Consider the following 15761-nt stretch of genomic DNA (forward strand, 5'->3'; position numbering starts at 1 on the left):
GATTGCGCTGTAAGCGCAATCGGTCGAACCGGGGTGCCGGCTCTCACCGACCTCCGGCACAAACAAAAAAGGCCCGCATATGCGGGCCTTTCTTTGTTTGGTACCAGAGGCCGGACTCGAACCGGCACGCTTTTAAGGGCGGGGGATTTTGAATCCCCTGTGTCTACCAATTTCACCACTCTGGCAATCTGATGTGGAACCCCAATTTGGCCCCTCAGAAGATCGACGATTATAGCGACGAGACTTCATTGGTCAACAATATTTGCTATGGAAATTGGTAGCCGATTTGGCTGTGGGGACGCTTTCGGCTAATCTTCGCGCCCGATTCACCACAACCTACACTTGAGAGCATGCGTCGCCAGGATTTTCATTTTGATTTGCCCGATTCCCTGATCGCCCGCGTTCCGGCGAAAGAGCGTCGCGGCAGCCGTTTACTGTGTCTTGAAGGCCCCAGTGGCGCGCTTGCGCACAGGCGTTTCGCGGATCTGCCGGATCTGCTGGAGCCCGGTGATTTATTGGTATTCAATGACACCCGGGTGATCCCGGCCCGCCTGTTCGGGCGCAAGGCCAGTGGTGGCAGGCTGGAGATTCTGGTGGAGCGGGTACTGGATGACCGGCGGGTGTTGGCCCATGTGCGCTCCAGCAAATCCCCCAAACCGGGCAGTGAGATCCTGCTGGAAGACGATACGGTGGTACAAATGGTCGCGCGCCACGACGCCCTGTTTGAACTGGAGTTTCCACAAGAGGGCGCGCTGCCGGTATTGGAGCGGCTCGGTCACATGCCGTTGCCTCCCTATATTGATCGCCCGGACGACGAGGCAGATCGCGAGCGTTACCAGACCGTGTATAGCCGAAATGCAGGGGCCGTTGCCGCACCAACCGCCGGGTTGCACTTCGACGAAGAGATGCTGGAGACCCTGAAGGCAAGGGGGATCGAAACCGCGTTTGTGACCCTGCACGTGGGTGCGGGTACTTTCCAGCCGGTGCGGGTGGACGATATCCATACGCACAAGATGCACAGCGAGGTGCTGAACGTCTCTGAGGCCGTGTGCCAGGCGGTAGCGGACTGTCGTGCGCGCGGTGGTCGTGTGATCGCCGTGGGCACCACCAGTGTGCGCGCCCTGGAGAGCGCCGCGGCTTCCGGTGCGCTGCAGCCTACCGTAGGTGAAACCGAGATCTTCATTTATCCCGGGTACAACTTCCGGGTAGTGGATCGCCTGATCACCAACTTCCACCTGCCGGAATCCACCCTGCTGATGCTGGTAAGCGCCTTTGCGGGATACCAGCATGCAATGAACGCCTACAAGGTGGCGGTGGAAGAAGAGTACCGATTTTTCAGTTATGGCGACGCCATGTTGATCGACCGGAATCCCGCTGTGGATCCGGCGGAAGTAGGGCGCGAATAAGCGCCCGCGAACAGTTTGAGGAGAATCCTGTGAGTCGCCAGTGTTTTATGCAGTTTGAGCTGGACACCACCGAAGGTAAGGCCCGTCGCGGCCGCTTGCGCTTCCCCCGCGGCGTGGTGGAGACCCCGGCGTTTATGCCGGTGGGCACCTATGGCACGGTAAAGGGCATGTTGCCGCGGGATGTGGAGGCGATCGGTGCCCACATCATTCTGGGCAATACCTTTCACCTGATGCTGCGTCCGGGCACTGAGGTCATCAAGGCCCACGGCGACCTGCACGATTTCATGCAGTGGCATGGGCCGATCCTGACAGACTCCGGCGGCTTCCAGGTGTTCAGCCTGGGGCAGATGCGCAAGATTTCGGAAGAGGGCGTGTCCTTCAAGTCACCGGTGGACGGCAGCCCGGTGTTTATGGGGCCGGAAGAGTCCATGCAGGTGCAGAAGGACCTGGGTTCCGACATTGTGATGATCTTTGACGAGTGCACCCCATATCCGGCTACCCCGGACGAAGCGCGCAAATCCATGGAGCTGTCCCTGCGCTGGGCAAAACGCTCCAAGGACGCCCACGGTGACAGCCCCTCGGCACTGTTCGGTATTGTGCAGGGCGGGATGTACCCGGAGCTGCGGGACATTTCCCTGGCGGGCCTGACCGAGCTCGGTTTCGATGGTTATGCCATTGGCGGCCTCTCGGTGGGTGAACCCAAAGACGAGATGATCAAGGTGCTGGATCACACCGCCCACCAGTTGCCTGCGGACAAACCGCGCTACCTGATGGGGGTGGGCAAGCCTGAGGACATCGTCGAGGCAGTGCGCCGTGGTGTGGACATGTTTGACTGTGTAATGCCTACGCGCAATGCCCGCAATGGCCACCTGTTCACCTTCTCCGGGGTGATCAAGATCCGCAATGCGGTACACCGCCACGACACCCGTCCGCTGGAGGAAGATTGCGACTGTTATACCTGCGAGAATTTCTCCCGCAGCTACCTGCATCACCTGGACAAGTGCGGCGAAATCCTGGGCTCCCAGCTGAATACCATTCACAACCTGCGCCACTACCAGCGCCTGATGCAGCGTATTCGCGATGCGCTGGATGCGGGGGACCTTGAAGGCTTCGTGGCTGATTTTTATGCGGGTCTGGGGCGAGAAGTGCCTGCGCTGGGGTGATCTGCAGGCACCTGCATTTGTACCCACTTCCTATCCCCGTATAATCAGCCACCGCCCACTTACTGCCGGCGCCGCTAGAGTGCGCCGGCCGATTCGGGCAGCGGGAGGGCAGCTTGGCCTTGTAATTGCGCCAATGCGCCCGCATATCCCCGGGAATCGCTAAAAACGAGTCCGCTCAGCGGACCATTCCAACAATTGAGTACAGCATGAATCGCTTTCCCCTCTGGAAATATCTCCTGATCCTGATCATTACCGGTCTGGGTCTGCTCTACGCAGCCCCCAATCTTTACCGACCGGATCCGGCAGTTCAGATCTCAGGCCAATCAAGCGCCCTCAAAATCGATCAGGGAGTCCTCTCTCGGGCGGAAAAAGCCCTGTCTGATGCGGGCATTGACTACTTTGGCGGCGAGGTGCAGGACAAATCTGTACTGCTGCGCCTGAAGTCCATCGAACAGCAGCTCCCGGCCAAACGCGCTATTCAGGAAGCTCTCGGACACAGCGAGTACGTGGTGGCCCTGAACCTGGCACCGACCACGCCCGAGTGGCTGATGAATATGGGCGCCAGCCCCATGAAGCTCGGCCTGGACCTGGCGGGTGGGGTGCACTTCCTGATGGAAGTGGATACCAACTCCATCGTCAAAACCAATATGGAAGGCTATGCCGCGGAAGTTAAGTCCAAGCTGCGCGAGGCCAAGGCCCGCTATCGCAGTGTGGACCTGGTGGATGATCGCGAGATCGTTGCCCGTTTCCGCGACGCAGAGCTGCGCGACCTGGCGGTAAGGACGTTGCGTAAAGAGTTCCCGAACACGCTGGTGCTGCAGGAAGCTGGCAGTGGTGCGAACCTTGAAGTGCGCGCGACCCTGAACGAGCAGGAAATCAAGCAGCTGGAAGACTATGCCGTATCCCAGAACCTGACGACCCTGCGCAACCGGGTGAATGAGCTGGGGGTCGCGGAGCCGATCGTGCAGCGCCAGGGGCGCAACCGCATCGTGGTTGAGCTGCCGGGTGTGCAGGACACCGCCGAAGCCAAGCGTATTATCGGCAAGACTGCGAACCTCGAGTTCCGTATGGAAGCCAAGCCGGATGCGCTGGTGACCAACAAGGAATACTTCGAGTACCGCGATGAGCGCGAGCGCGCCGCTTTCGGTGGTGCCTGGCTTGAGCGCAAAGTGATCATCACCGGCGAGCGAGTGACCAATGCGCGTGTGGGTTACGACGAAAACGGTATGCCGCAGGTCAACATCACCCTGGACTCCCGCGGTGGTGAAATGATGCACCGCGCAACCTGGAAGAATGTCGGCCGCCGCATGGGCACGCTGTTTATCGAAAGCCGCTTCCTGCCGGAAAAGACCATTGACGAAAACGGCAATGAAGTCATTGTGCAGAAGCGTGTGGATGACAAGAAAATCATCAGCCTGGCCACGGTTCAGAGCCCGCTGGGCAAGCAGTTCCGCACCACTGGCCTGGAAGCTTCCGAAGCCCAGGAGCTGTCCCTGCTGCTGCGCGCCGGTGCCCTGGCTGCGCCAATGTACTTTGTTGAAGAGCGTGTGATCGGCCCATCCCTGGGTGCGGACAACATCAAAGTCGGAGTGACGTCGGTTCAGATCGGCCTGCTGGCTGTCGTGATCTGTATGCTGCTGTTCTACCGGGTGTTTGGCTTGGCGGCGAATATCGCGCTGGCGGTAAACCTGATATTGCTGGTGGCGGTGATGTCCATCCTGGGGGCAACCCTGACCCTGCCGGGTATCGCGGGTATGGTATTGACCATCGGTATGGCGGTGGATGCGAACGTGCTGATCTTCTCGCGAATAAGGGAGGAGTTGCGCAATGGCATGCCGCCACAATCGGCGATCAGTGCTGGCTTCGACAATGCGTACAGTGCCATTGTGGATGCGAACATCACCACGCTGATCGTGGCAGTGATCCTCTACGCCATCGGTTCTGGCCCGGTACAGGGCTTCGCAGTCACCCTTTCTATCGGCATCCTGACCTCCATGTTCAGCGCCATCATGGGTACCCGTGCACTGATTAACTTGTTCTACGGCAACCGCCGTGTACAGAAGCTTTGGATTTAAGGAGCCGGTGATGAAAGAGACCAAAGAAGAAAACGGCCGTATCACCGAATACATGGGCAAGCGTGTGTACGATTTCATGCGCTGGCGCAAGCTGGCAGCCGCACTGTCTATCCTGCTGGTGGTTTTGTCCCTCGGCGCGCTGGCCATGAATGGCCTGAAGCTGGGGCTGGACTTTACCGGTGGTACCCAGATTGAGGTGGGTTACGAAAAGGCCCCGGAACTCGAAAGCGTACGCAGCCAGCTGGATGCTGCGGGCTTCAAGGGCGCCTCTGTGGTGCGTTTCGGCTCGGATAACGAGCTGCTGATCAAGTTGCCGCCGGAGGTGACGGAGTCGATGACCCAGCGCAGTGCCGGGGATGAGGAGGCTTCACAGTCCATCGGCGATAACGTCGTTGCCGAGTTGCGCAAGGGCACGGATGGTCGCATTGACCTGCGCCGGGTGGAAATGGTCGGCCCGCAGGTGGGTGAAGAGCTGCGCGATGACGGTGGCCTCGGCATGCTGTTTGCGCTGGCGGTGGTGATGGCGTACGTGGCGCTGCGTTTCCAGTACAAGTTCTCCATAGGCGCGGTAGTGGCATTGATTCACGACGTGATAATCGTGCTGGGCTTTTTCGCCCTGTTCAAACTCGACTTTGACCTGACGGTACTGGCAGCGGTGCTGGCAGTTATCGGTTACTCGATCAACGACACCATTGTTGTATATGACCGGGTGCGGGAAAACTTCCGTCGGGTGCGCAAGGCCGATACCGAGGAGATCATGAATATCTCCATCAGCCAGACCTTGGGTCGGACCTTCATGACCTCTTTCACCACATTGCTGGTGTTGTGGGCCCTGCAGTTCTTCGGTGGCGAGCTGATTCACAACTTCTCACTGGCGCTGATTGTCGGTGTGGTTGTTGGTACCTATTCTTCGGTATACGTCGCGATCAACGCGTTGATGGCGTTGAAGGTCTCGAAAGAGGATCTGATGCCGCCAGTGAAAGAGGGTGCTGAGCTGGAAGAAATGCCCTGATTGGTGTTTCCCAGACATAAAAAAAGGCGGGTTCTCCCGCCTTTTTTTATGTCTGGTTGTTTTGTGCTGTACGCGCTGCTGGATGGTTCACCGGCTTGCGCCCACTGGTGTAGCCCCGGCTCTATTGTGCCGGACGACTGTTCAGGGGTGGTGATTCAGGGGGATGGCCTGCGCGATACCAGCTACGCAGGCTGAGCCTCAGCTGCGGGGCTTTTTGCCCAGCGTTATATGGCGCGGACCGGAGGTGTTGGTCTGGCCGCTGACGCCTTTGGGCACTTGTTCGATCCTGCCGCCGTTGGCGAGAAACGCCTGCACCTGGGCTTCAATGGATTCGCGAGATTCCGGAGCCGCGGTTTCCTTGGCGCGCTTTGAAGCGCTAGAAGCTTTCTTAGCCACAATTATGTCCAATTTTTATGCGTGAATTGCGCATTCTACATCAAGTTGTGCAAAAAATCACCCATTGGTTTGTGTGGGGAGGCTAGCGGGCTCGCGGCGCTTTGCTCCGGCGCCCGCTAGCGGCGTATGGTGAGGCCCTTATGCTGGGTGGCTCGCCAGGTGGCGACCCTGTTGCCGCGGCCAGATCCCGGCTGGCGGTTGCGGCTACTTCGCAGGCTGGCTGGTGGCGCGACGGTTGTTTTGCTGAAAGAAACGGCCCAGCTGCAGTGCCAGATTCACTCCGCCGGCGTCTATGTACTGGCCGCTCGCACCGGGGCCCCCAGACCAGCTGTGGCCCACACCGGCAAGGGTGAACATACCCACGCGGCCCTGTTGCCAGAGGGCGAGCTCGGCGGAAGCATCTCCCTCCTGCAGGGTTTCAGTTTCGGCTTTGGGCTCAACCCCGTAGAGGCTGGCCATCCCCTTGGCATTCTGTTCCAGGTAGCAGGGATCGACGACGGAATCCTCGCTGCCGTGGGCAACGGCGAAAACCTGGGTTTCGAAATGATGTTGGTAAGCACCGGCATAGTCCGCGCAGCGCTGGGCGACATCGGCAATCTCGCAATTGCCCAGTGCGCCCGCCGGGCTGGTGCCGATGCTGGGGCCTGCGCTGGCTGCAGCGCCGGCAAAGATGTCAGGGGCCAGACAGGCCGTGGTGTGGGCAAAGGTCGCTCCGGAGGACAGGCCGGCAATATAGACCTGGGCCGGGTCGATTTCCCGCTCCGGGTCGGCGGCCAGGGTTTGTGCCAGTTGTACCAGCAGGCGATAGTCGCCGTGCTCCCTGTCACGTTGCTCTTCCCAGTAGGCCCAGCAGCTGTAGCCCGCCTTGTGCTCGGCATCCGGAACGGCAATGACCATGCCGAGCTCCTCAGCGGCGGCTTCCAGGTTTGCGCCGAGATAGTTGTCGATGGGCTGTACACAGCCGTGCAGCAAGATCATCAGTGACCGCCCTTCACCGATGCTGGAATGGCTGTCAGGCGTGTATATGTGCACCTTGCTGAAGCCGCCACTCGCGGCATTTTGCTCCCAGCTGCCAGCGTGGACGCTGGTCGAAGCGCAGAGAGCTGCGATAGTGAGTGCGGTGAGGGGGTGTCGGAATGCTCCGGAAATACGGTTGGGGCGCGTCATCGCAGGTACCACCACTATTGTTATTTTGGGCGCAACCAGCCTAAAAGACCGGGCATCGGTGGGGAATGAGACTTTGGTTGTAGATGGTATGGCCGCCGTGGTGAAGGTGCACGGCGGTTGGGCAGTCTGATCACCAGCGACGGGTCAGTTTGACCCGTGATATCCACTCACGGGGTTGCGCCTCAGGAGGGCGTCTCGGAATCCGCTTCGGCAATCAATGGCCAGCCACCGAGCTCCCGCCACTTGTTCACGATCCCACAGAAGAGTTCTGCGGTTTTTTCCGCATCGTAGTCTGCGGCGTGTGCGCTGCTGTTATCGAACTCGATTCCTGCGGTCTGGCAGGCTTTGGCCAGAACCGTCTGGCCGTAGGCGAGCCCGGCCAGGGTCGCGGTATCGAAACAGGAGAAGGGGTGGAATGGGTTGCGCTTGATGCCGCAGCGGTCAACTGCGGCGTTGACGAAGCCCAGGTCAAAGTGGGCATTGTGAGCCACCATGATCGCGCGGGTGCAGTTATGGGCCTTTATCGCCTTGCGGATCTTGCGGAACATCTCCGGCAGTGCAATCTCCTCGGGCCAGGCATCCCGCTCCGGCGATTCCAGGTCGATACCGATAAAGTCCAGTGCGGACTGCTCGATATTGGCGCCTTCGAACGGTTCGATGTGGAAGCTGTGGGTTTCTTCCGGATATAGGGTGCCATGCTCATCCATATTCAGGATGACGGCGGAGATCTCCAGAAGGGCGTCAGTGCGGGCGTTGAACCCACCGCTTTCGAGATCCAGCACGACAGGAAGAAATCCTCGGAATCTTTGTGCCAGTAAGCTCTTGGGGCCAGTGGGTTCTTCTGCGGGAGTCACGGAGTTTCCTTGGTCGAATTTAACTGCTTTTCGGTTCGGTTGCTGCGTTGCGCCGGAAGCCGGCGCTCATTGCTCGCCGTCAGCGCGCACAACACGCCAGTTCAGGGTTTCACCCGCATTGAGCGGGATCAGTGAATCCTTGCCCATCGGCAGGCCGGAGGGCAGGATCCAGGGCTCTTTCGCCAGGGTAATAGTACCGCTGTTGCGGGGCAGGCCGTAAAAGTCTGGGCCAAACTCACTGGCAAAGCCTTCGAGCTTGTCCAGTTTGCCCGCGCGCTCGAAGGCTTCTGCGTAGAGCTCGATAGCGCTAAATGCGGTGTAGCAGCCGGCGCAGCCGCACGCGGCTTCCTTTTTACCCTGTGCGTGAGGTGCAGAATCCGTGCCGAGGAAGAACTTCGGGCTGCCGCTGGTGGCTGCTTCGATCAGAGCGTTCTGGTGATCGCCACGCTTTAGGATCGGCAGGCAGTAGTAGTGCGGGCGGATGCCGCCCACCAGCATGTGGTTGCGGTTATACAGCAGGTGGTGTGCGGTGATTGTGGCGGCAACCCCTTCTCGCGCATTGGTGACAAACTCTACCGCGTGGGCGGTTGTGATGTGTTCGAGCACGATCTTGAGCGACGGGAAGTCGTTGACCACCGGGCCGAGAATGTTGTCGATGAAGACCTTTTCCCGATCAAAGATATCGATGTCGCTGGTGGTCACCTCTCCGTGCAGGAGCAGTTTCATGCCGCATTCCTGCATTGCTTCCAGCGCCGGGTAGATGTTGGCGATATCGGTGACGCCGGAATCCGAGTTGGTGGTGGCGCCGGCCGGGTAGAGCTTGGCCGCCACTACGCCAGCGGCGTGGGCTTCGCGGACTGTCTCCGGCGAGGTTTTGTCGGTCAGGTAGATCACCATCAGCGGGGTGAAATCCGCACCTGCAGGCACCGCCGCCTCGATGCGTGCCTGGTAGGCGACGGCATCGGCCGCGTTTACCACAGGCGGTACCAGGTTGGGCATGACGATGGCGCGGCGGAACTGGCGCGCGGCATCGCCGACTGTGCGGGCCAGGGCCTCGCCGTCACGCAGGTGGATGTGCCAGTCGTCAGGAGCACGGAGGGTGATTTGCTGCATAGTGTTCACCGAATAATTACAGGCGGTTCGATCGCGGCGCCGATCCTACCTGAAGCGTCAGAAAAATGCGAAAACTGCGGTAAATGCCTCTTCGATCGGCAGTTTGCATATAAAGTAAACAGTTGTGCTGTTTACTTTTGCCGCCGAAACGGTGGAGCTAGTCGTATCGGTTTCGAGGCGCTACAATCGCGCCCCGAAAAAGGCGGGGTAACCGCCGTTCGTGGGTATTCTTCCAATAATAATCTCTCCCGCATCGAGCCATTTTGACAGTGGCGTGTTTTCGTGGTGCTTGCTGCGCCTACAGGAAACCACGCCCGGGTAACGGCTTACTCCCTATATACAGAGGATAGTAATGAGCAAGATCGAAAAGGTGGTATTGGCGTATTCCGGCGGTCTCGACACTTCTGTGATCGTGCGCTGGCTTCAGGATACCTACAACTGCGAGGTGGTTACCTTTACCGCCGACATCGGTCAGGGTGAGGAAGTGGAGCCTGCACGCGCCAAGGCCCAGGCTCTAGGGGTGAAGGAAATCTACATCGATGACCTGCGCGAGGAATTCGTGCGGGATTTCGTGTTCCCGATGTTCCGCGCAAACACGATTTATGAGGGTGAATACCTGCTGGGTACCTCGATTGCACGGCCGCTGATTGCCAAGCGCCTGATCGAGATTGCCAACGAAACCGGCGCGGACGCCATCTCTCACGGTGCGACCGGCAAGGGTAACGACCAGGTGCGCTTCGAGCTTGGCGCCTACGCGCTGAAGCCGGGCATCCAGGTGATCGCTCCCTGGCGCGAGTGGGATCTGACCTCCCGCGAAAAGTTGATGCAGTATTGCGAACAGCACAATATCCCGGTGGATTTTTCCAACAAGAAGAAAAAGTCCCCGTACTCCATGGACGCCAACCTGCTGCACATTTCCTATGAAGGCGGTGTTCTGGAAGAGCCCTGGGCGGAAGCGGAAGAGGATATGTGGCGCTGGAGCGTGAGCCCGGAAGCGGCGCCGGATCAGCCCACCTACATTACCCTGCAGTTCGAGAAAGGTGACCCTGTTGCCATCGACGGCGAGCGCATGAGCCCTGCCACGCTGCTGGAAAAGCTGAACAAGCTCGGAGGCGCCAACGGTATTGGTCGCCTGGATATCGTCGAAAACCGCTACGTGGGCATGAAGTCCCGCGGATGCTACGAAACACCCGGCGGTACCATCCTGCTGAAAGCACACCGTGCGATCGAGTCCATTACCCTCGACCGCGAAGTGGCGCATTTGAAAGATGAGCTGATGCCGCGCTACGCGAAGCTGATCTACAACGGTTACTGGTGGTCCCCGGAGCGCCAGATGCTGCAGGCTGCAATTGATGAATCCCAGTCCGTCGTGAATGGGGAAGTGCGCCTGAAGCTGTACAAAGGCAGCGTAAGTGCGGTGGGTCGTCGTTCAGCCGACAGCCTGTTTGACGAGCGCATTGCCACTTTTGAAGATGATGCCGGTGCCTATAACCAGAAAGACGCCGAAGGCTTCATCAAGTTGAACGCACTCCGCCTGCGCATCGCGGCGGGTAAGGGCAGGGACTTGATCTAAATCAGTCTGAAGCGGTGATTGATGCGTTTAAATCATCGCTTCTGTGCCTGCCCGGTCTACCGTGAAGGGGGAAGCCGCTACTTTGCCGGCAAGTTCTCGCGCGTTTGACGGAAACGAATCTTAAAAAGCAACGGAAGTTACACAATGACGACAACGGTGGCAGAGACCGGCAAGTTGCCGGACTATGACTACAACATCGTGCGCCAGTTCACCATCATGTCGGTGGTCTGGGGCATTGTTGGCATGGGTGTTGGTGTGCTGATCGCCGCGCAATTGGCGTGGCCGGCACTGAACGACATCTGGCAGCCCTTTACCCATTTCGGCCGCCTGCGGCCCCTGCACACCAACGCGGTGATTTTCGCGTTTGGTGGTAGTGTGCTGTTTGCCACCTCCTATTACGTGGTACAGCGTACCTGCCAGACGCGCCTGTGGGGTGGCTGGCTGATTCCGTTTACCTTCTGGGGTTGGCAGATTGTGATTGTCGGCGCAGCGATCACGCTGCCGATGGGCCTGACCTCCGCGAAAGAATACGCCGAGCTGGAGTGGCCGCTGGACATCCTGATCGCCCTGATCTGGGTTGCCTATGCGATTGTTTTCTTCGGTACTATCGTCAAGCGTCGCACTTCCCACATTTATGTAGCCAACTGGTTCTTCGGTGCTTACATCATCACCGTTGCGGTGCTGCACATTGTGAACAGCCTGGCGGTGCCGGTTAGTGCGTTCAAATCCTACTCGATCTTCGCCGGTACCGCGGATGCGATGATCCAGTGGTGGTATGGCCACAACGCGGTGGGCTTCTTCCTGACCGCGGCGTTCCTCGGCATCATGTACTACTTCGTGCCGAAGCAGGCGGGTCGCCCGGTCTATTCCTACCAGCTGTCCATCGTGCACTTCTGGGCGCTGATCTCCATCTATGTATGGGCTGGCGGCCACCACCTGCACTACTCGGCACTGCCCGACTGGACCCAGAGCCTGGCGATGATCATGTCCGTGATCCTGCTGGCACCGTCCTGGGGCGGCATGATCAACGGCATCATGACCCTGTCCGGCGCCTGGCACAAACTGCGCACCGACCCGACCCTGCGATTCCTGGTGGTGTCCCTGTCCTTCTACGGTATGTCCACCTTCGAAGGTCCGATGATGTCCATCAAGACCGTGAACGCGCTGTCCCACAACACTGACTGGACTGTTGGTCATGTGCACTCCGGCGCCCTGGGTTGGGTTGCAATGATCTCTATTGGTGCCCTGTATCACCTGGTGCCGGTGCTTTGGAACCGCAGGGAAATGTTCAGTGTGAAGCTGGTCAATGCCCACTTCTGGCTGGCGACCATCGGTACTGTTCTGTACATCGCTTCCATGTGGGTGAACGGTATTACCCAGGGTCTGATGTGGCGTGCATTCAACGCCGACGGCACCCTGACTTACAGCTTTGTGGAAAGTGTGATCGCAAGCCACCCGGGTTATGTCGTGCGCTGGTTGGGCGGAGCCCTGTTCCTGACCGGTATGTTCCTGATGGCGTACAACGTATTCCGCACCGTTACCGACGAGCCTAACGAAGATGAGGTGCGTCACGATGAACATCTGCCGGCCGCGAAGTCTGCATAAGGGGAACGAATCGTGAAGAATCATGACATCGTAGAAAAGAACATCGGCCTGATGATCGTGCTCATCATTGTCGCGATCAGCTTTGGCGCTCTGGTGGAGATCGTTCCCCAGCTTTTCCTGAAGGACAACAATGAGCCCATCGCCGGGCTCAAACCCCTGGCCGCGATTGAGCTGGAAGGGCGGGATATCTACATCCGCGAAGGCTGCCACGTATGCCACACGCAGATGATCCGTCCGCTGCGCGCGGAAGTGGAGCGTTACGGCCACTATTCCATGGCCCAGGAGCACGTGTACGAGCATCCCTTCCTGTGGGGCTCCAAGCGTACCGGCCCGGATCTGGCCCGTGTTGGCGGACGCTACTCCGACGAGTGGCACCGCGCGCACCTGTACAACCCGCGTAACGTGGTGCCCGAGTCCATCATGCCCTCGTACCCGTGGCTGTTCGATAACGTGATCACTGGTGAGCACACTGCGGACAAGATGCGCGCTATGCGTGTTGCGGGTGTGCCCTACACCGACGAAGACATTGCCAATGCGAGCAAGCCATTCGTGGGTGGCCGGGTAACCGAGATCGACGCACTGGTGGCTTATCTGCAGCAGCTGGGCACTCTGGTTCAGCAGAAGCGTTAAAGGCAGGTATCAAGTGGATATCAATGTATTGCGGCAAATCGGTGTAGTCCTGGGGGCGCTTGCGTTTCTGGCGATCTGCTGGTGGGCCTTCTCGCCGAAGCGCAAAAAGCGCTTCGAAGAGGATGCAAATCTGCCGTTTGCCGACGAACAGGAATCAATTGAAGAGGATGCTCGCAAGAGTGAATCCCGCTCCGATGACGAAGACGGAGCCAAACAGGAACAGGGGCAGGAAAAATGAGTACATTCTGGAGTGTATGGGTAATTGTGCTCACCCTTACCAATCTCGCACTGGTAACTTGGGTTTTGTTCGCCAATCGCAAAGTTGCGGTGAGCGACCAGGATGACCCGGAGAACCGCACAACCGGTCACGTTTACGACGGCATTGAAGAGTACGATAACCCACTGCCCAAGTGGTGGTTCCTGCTGTTCATCCTGACACTGGTTTTCTCTGCGGCCTATCTGGCGATTTATCCGGGTCTGGGTAACTTCAAAGGATTTGGTGGCTGGAGCTCCGTTGGCGCCCTGAAGGCCGATCAGGCCAAGGCACAGGCGGAATTCAAGGAAACCTTCGGCCAGTATGCAGACCAGCCGATCGAGAAAATTGCCGAGAGCCGTGAAGCACTGAAAATGGGTGCTCGGATCTTCGCGAACAACTGCTCCGTGTGTCACGGTGCTGATGGCGGCGGCAATTACGGCTTCCCGAACCTGACTGACAGTGACTGGCTGTACGGCGGTACTCCGGAAAAAATTCTGGAAACCCTGCACAACGGTCGCCAGGGCATGATGCCTCCGCAGGGCCCGGTCATCGGTGAACAGGGCGTTAAGGATGCGACGGAATATGTCCTGAGCATGAACGGCCTGGAGCACGATGCGGCCATGGCAGCCAAGGGCCAGAAGATCTTCGGCACTGTATGTATGGCGTGTCACGGTGCGGACGGCAAGGGTAATCAGGCGCTGGGCGCGCCGAACCTGACCGACAACATCTGGCTCTACGGCAGCAGCCGTGAAGAGATCCAGCACACCATCCGCGGTGGACGCAGCAACCAGATGCCAGCTCAGAAGGACAAGCTGCGCGAAGACAAAATCCGCCTGGTAGCGGCCTATGTCTACAGCCTGTCACGCCAGGATGAAGTTCAGCAGTAACGGCTGCTGAAAGGTACCACTGGATCCGGTACCGATAGATGGATTGCACCGCCTGGAGTCTTCCCTTTTTGGGGAAGCTTCAGGCGGGATGCCGGGAAGGGCACCGCAGGGAAGAATAACAAGCCTCATTGCTAGTCACTGCAGCATCTGACCCGACCCTAATACTTCGGGTAAGCGAGGTTTTGTGAGCGATAGAATTCCAACCCGGGAAGAGCAGGAAGGCGATGGCGAAGTTCGCTACCGCATGCTCTATGAGTCTGAAGACAAGATCTACACCCGCCATATTCGTGGCGTCTACACCCGTATTCGCAAATACACCGGCCTGCCGTTGCTGCTGGCTTTCTTCTTTATCCCCTGGCTGAACATCGATGGTCGCCAGGCGGTGCATTTCGATCTGCCCGCGCGCAAGTTTCATATTTTCTGGACCACGTTCGGACCCCAGGATGGCTTCCTGCTTGCCTGGTTACTGATTATTGCGGCTTTTGGCCTGTTTGCGGTCACTACCTGGCTGGGCCGGGTCTGGTGTGGCTTTACCTGCCCACAAACAGTTTGGACGATGATGTTCATGTGGGGGGAGCGAATCTGCCAGGGCGACCGGGCCAAGCGGATGAAACTGGATGCCGCGCCCTGGGGTGCGGAAAAGGTTCTGCGCAAGGCGGGAACCCACCTGATCTGGTTTGTGATCTCGCTGGCAACCGCGCTGGCATTCGTCGGCTACTTCTACGGCATCCGCGATCTGGTTGTTGATCTCGCGACCTTCAGCGCGCACCCGCAGGGGGTCTTTTGGGTCGCCTTTTTCACCTTCGCAACCTATATGAACGCGGGCTTCCTGCGTGAGCAGGTGTGCAAGTACATGTGCCCCTACGCCCGCTTCCAGTCGGTTATGTACGACAAGGATACGCTTGCGGTGTACTATGACGCCCGCCGTGGCGAGGCCCGTGGTCCGCGCAAGAAAGGGGTGGATTACAAAGCCGAGGGTATGGGCGACTGCATCGACTGCTACTGGTGCGTGCAGGTGTGTCCCGTGGATATCGATATCCGCGACGGCATGCAGTACGAGTGCATCAACTGCGGTTTGTGTGTGGATGCCTGTAACAGCGTCATGGACAAGATGCAGTACCCGCGCGGGCTTATCCGCTTTACGTCGGAAGACGAGCTGGAAACGGGCAAGACCAATTATTCCCGCCCGCGGCTATTGGGTTACGCCCTGGTCATGTTGTTGATGACTGGTCTGTTCGTGCAGCAGGTGGTTACCCGGTCACCTGTGCAGGCTGAGGTGCTGCGCGACAGGGGAGCCCGCATGTACCGTTTGTCCCAGGGCTTGGTGCAGAATGTGTACACGGTGAAAATCACCAACATGGATCAGAAGCCCCACGAATTCGAAGTGCGGGTCGAAGGCAAGGACGGGTACGATTACTCCTTGCGGATGCAGCGCGGCATTACGGTTACACCGGGAGAGGTTTACTCTGTGCCTATTCGGGTCAGCGTGCCTGAGTCGCAGTTGCAGGAATCCAAGCACGATATTGATATCGTTATCCGAGCCAAGGATGCCCCGGAGCTGGAAGACCGGCACCGCACGGTATTTATCGGGCCGAAGTGATCGGTTGATCGCCGGCCAAAGTCA

The 15761-nt window shown here is 58.7% G+C and carries 14 protein-coding genes and 1 tRNA gene; 10 read left to right on the plus strand and 5 right to left on the minus strand.

The window, feature by feature from the left end:
- Positions 1-98: 98 nt before the first annotated feature.
- Positions 99-185 (minus strand) — tRNA-Leu (locus ACNKU7_RS18275).
- A 165-nt stretch (positions 186-350) separates the two neighbouring features.
- Here ACNKU7_RS18275 and queA point away from each other — a divergent pair.
- The 4 genes from queA (at position 351) to secF (ending at position 5656) form a co-directional block, all read left to right on the plus strand.
- A complete protein-coding gene (gene queA / locus ACNKU7_RS18280; RefSeq protein ID WP_418298427.1) occupies positions 351-1406 on the plus strand; it encodes a tRNA preQ1(34) S-adenosylmethionine ribosyltransferase-isomerase QueA in 1056 nt (351 codons plus the stop codon).
- Between the two features lie 47 nt (positions 1407-1453).
- The gene (gene tgt, locus ACNKU7_RS18285) at positions 1454-2569 is read left to right on the plus strand and encodes a tRNA guanosine(34) transglycosylase Tgt (RefSeq protein WP_472439835.1); all 1116 of its coding nucleotides are present in this window, start codon (positions 1454-1456) and stop codon (positions 2567-2569) included.
- A 206-nt stretch (positions 2570-2775) separates the two neighbouring features.
- On the plus strand, positions 2776-4644 hold the full coding sequence (gene secD / locus ACNKU7_RS18290; protein WP_418298429.1) for a protein translocase subunit SecD: 1869 nt from the start codon (positions 2776-2778) through the stop codon (positions 4642-4644).
- A gap of 10 nt (positions 4645-4654) precedes the next feature.
- A complete protein-coding gene (secF, locus tag ACNKU7_RS18295) occupies positions 4655-5656 on the plus strand; it encodes a protein translocase subunit SecF (protein WP_418298430.1) in 1002 nt (333 codons plus the stop codon).
- 198 nt (positions 5657-5854) lie between these two features.
- On the opposite strand, the gene ACNKU7_RS18300 is transcribed toward secF, so the two are convergent.
- The 4 genes from ACNKU7_RS18300 to pyrC all read right to left on the minus strand — a co-directional run bounded on the left by ACNKU7_RS18300 (position 5855) and on the right by pyrC (position 9186).
- Positions 5855-6052: a hypothetical protein gene (locus tag ACNKU7_RS18300; RefSeq protein WP_418298431.1), complete on the minus strand. Its 198-nt coding sequence runs from the start codon at positions 6050-6052 to the stop codon at positions 5855-5857.
- A 204-nt stretch (positions 6053-6256) separates the two neighbouring features.
- Positions 6257-7219: an extracellular catalytic domain type 1 short-chain-length polyhydroxyalkanoate depolymerase gene (locus ACNKU7_RS18305; RefSeq protein WP_418298432.1), complete on the minus strand. Its 963-nt coding sequence runs from the start codon at positions 7217-7219 to the stop codon at positions 6257-6259.
- A 182-nt stretch (positions 7220-7401) separates the two neighbouring features.
- Complete coding sequence (gene rnt / locus ACNKU7_RS18310) at positions 7402-8073, minus strand: ribonuclease T (protein WP_418298433.1); 672 nt, start codon at positions 8071-8073, stop codon at positions 7402-7404.
- 66 nt (positions 8074-8139) lie between these two features.
- Positions 8140-9186: a dihydroorotase gene (gene pyrC, locus ACNKU7_RS18315; protein WP_418298434.1), complete on the minus strand. Its 1047-nt coding sequence runs from the start codon at positions 9184-9186 to the stop codon at positions 8140-8142.
- Between the two features lie 352 nt (positions 9187-9538).
- Here pyrC and ACNKU7_RS18320 point away from each other — a divergent pair, with 352 nt between their 5' ends.
- From ACNKU7_RS18320 to ccoG, 6 genes are all read left to right on the plus strand, one after another.
- Positions 9539-10759: an argininosuccinate synthase gene (locus tag ACNKU7_RS18320; protein WP_418298435.1), complete on the plus strand. Its 1221-nt coding sequence runs from the start codon at positions 9539-9541 to the stop codon at positions 10757-10759.
- 144 nt (positions 10760-10903) lie between these two features.
- Entirely contained in the window at positions 10904-12364 is a 1461-nt protein-coding gene (ccoN, locus tag ACNKU7_RS18325; RefSeq protein WP_418298436.1) for a cytochrome-c oxidase, cbb3-type subunit I, read from the plus strand.
- 12 nt (positions 12365-12376) lie between these two features.
- Complete coding sequence (ccoO, locus tag ACNKU7_RS18330; protein ID WP_418298437.1) at positions 12377-12994, plus strand: cytochrome-c oxidase, cbb3-type subunit II; 618 nt, start codon at positions 12377-12379, stop codon at positions 12992-12994.
- Between the two features lie 13 nt (positions 12995-13007).
- Complete coding sequence (locus ACNKU7_RS18335; RefSeq protein ID WP_418298438.1) at positions 13008-13232, plus strand: cbb3-type cytochrome oxidase subunit 3; 225 nt, start codon at positions 13008-13010, stop codon at positions 13230-13232.
- Positions 13229-14137, plus strand: a complete 909-nt coding sequence (ccoP, locus tag ACNKU7_RS18340) for a cytochrome-c oxidase, cbb3-type subunit III (protein WP_418298439.1) — start codon at positions 13229-13231, stop codon at positions 14135-14137. The genes ACNKU7_RS18335 and ccoP overlap by 4 nt, the downstream gene beginning before the upstream one ends.
- Positions 14138-14321: 184 nt before the next feature.
- Positions 14322-15737 (plus strand): cytochrome c oxidase accessory protein CcoG, encoded by a 1416-nt coding sequence (gene ccoG / locus ACNKU7_RS18345; RefSeq protein WP_418298440.1) that lies wholly within the window; start codon positions 14322-14324, stop codon positions 15735-15737.
- Positions 15738-15761 lie beyond the last annotated feature (24 nt).

This window comes from Microbulbifer weihaiensis (assembly GCF_048323715.1).
In the GTDB taxonomy this organism is placed as follows: domain Bacteria; phylum Pseudomonadota; class Gammaproteobacteria; order Pseudomonadales; family Cellvibrionaceae; genus Microbulbifer.

Bases quoted from the DNA above. Each gene is read 5' to 3' on its own strand.
- pyrC (WP_418298434.1), bottom strand. From the start codon at position 9,186: ATGCAGCAAATCACCCTCCGTGCTCCTGACGACTGGCACATCCACCTG.
- ACNKU7_RS18305 (WP_418298432.1), bottom strand. From the start codon at position 7,219: ATGACGCGCCCCAACCGTATTTCCGGAGCATTCCGACACCCCCTCACC.
- secD (WP_418298429.1), top strand. From the start codon at position 2,776: ATGAATCGCTTTCCCCTCTGGAAATATCTCCTGATCCTGATCATTACC.
- queA (WP_418298427.1), top strand. From the start codon at position 351: ATGCGTCGCCAGGATTTTCATTTTGATTTGCCCGATTCCCTGATCGCC.
- ccoN (WP_418298436.1), top strand. From the start codon at position 10,904: ATGACGACAACGGTGGCAGAGACCGGCAAGTTGCCGGACTATGACTAC.
- ACNKU7_RS18320 (WP_418298435.1), top strand. From the start codon at position 9,539: ATGAGCAAGATCGAAAAGGTGGTATTGGCGTATTCCGGCGGTCTCGAC.
- secF (WP_418298430.1), top strand. From the start codon at position 4,655: ATGAAAGAGACCAAAGAAGAAAACGGCCGTATCACCGAATACATGGGC.
- ccoP (WP_418298439.1), top strand. From the start codon at position 13,229: ATGAGTACATTCTGGAGTGTATGGGTAATTGTGCTCACCCTTACCAAT.
- tgt (WP_472439835.1), top strand. From the start codon at position 1,454: ATGCAGTTTGAGCTGGACACCACCGAAGGTAAGGCCCGTCGCGGCCGC.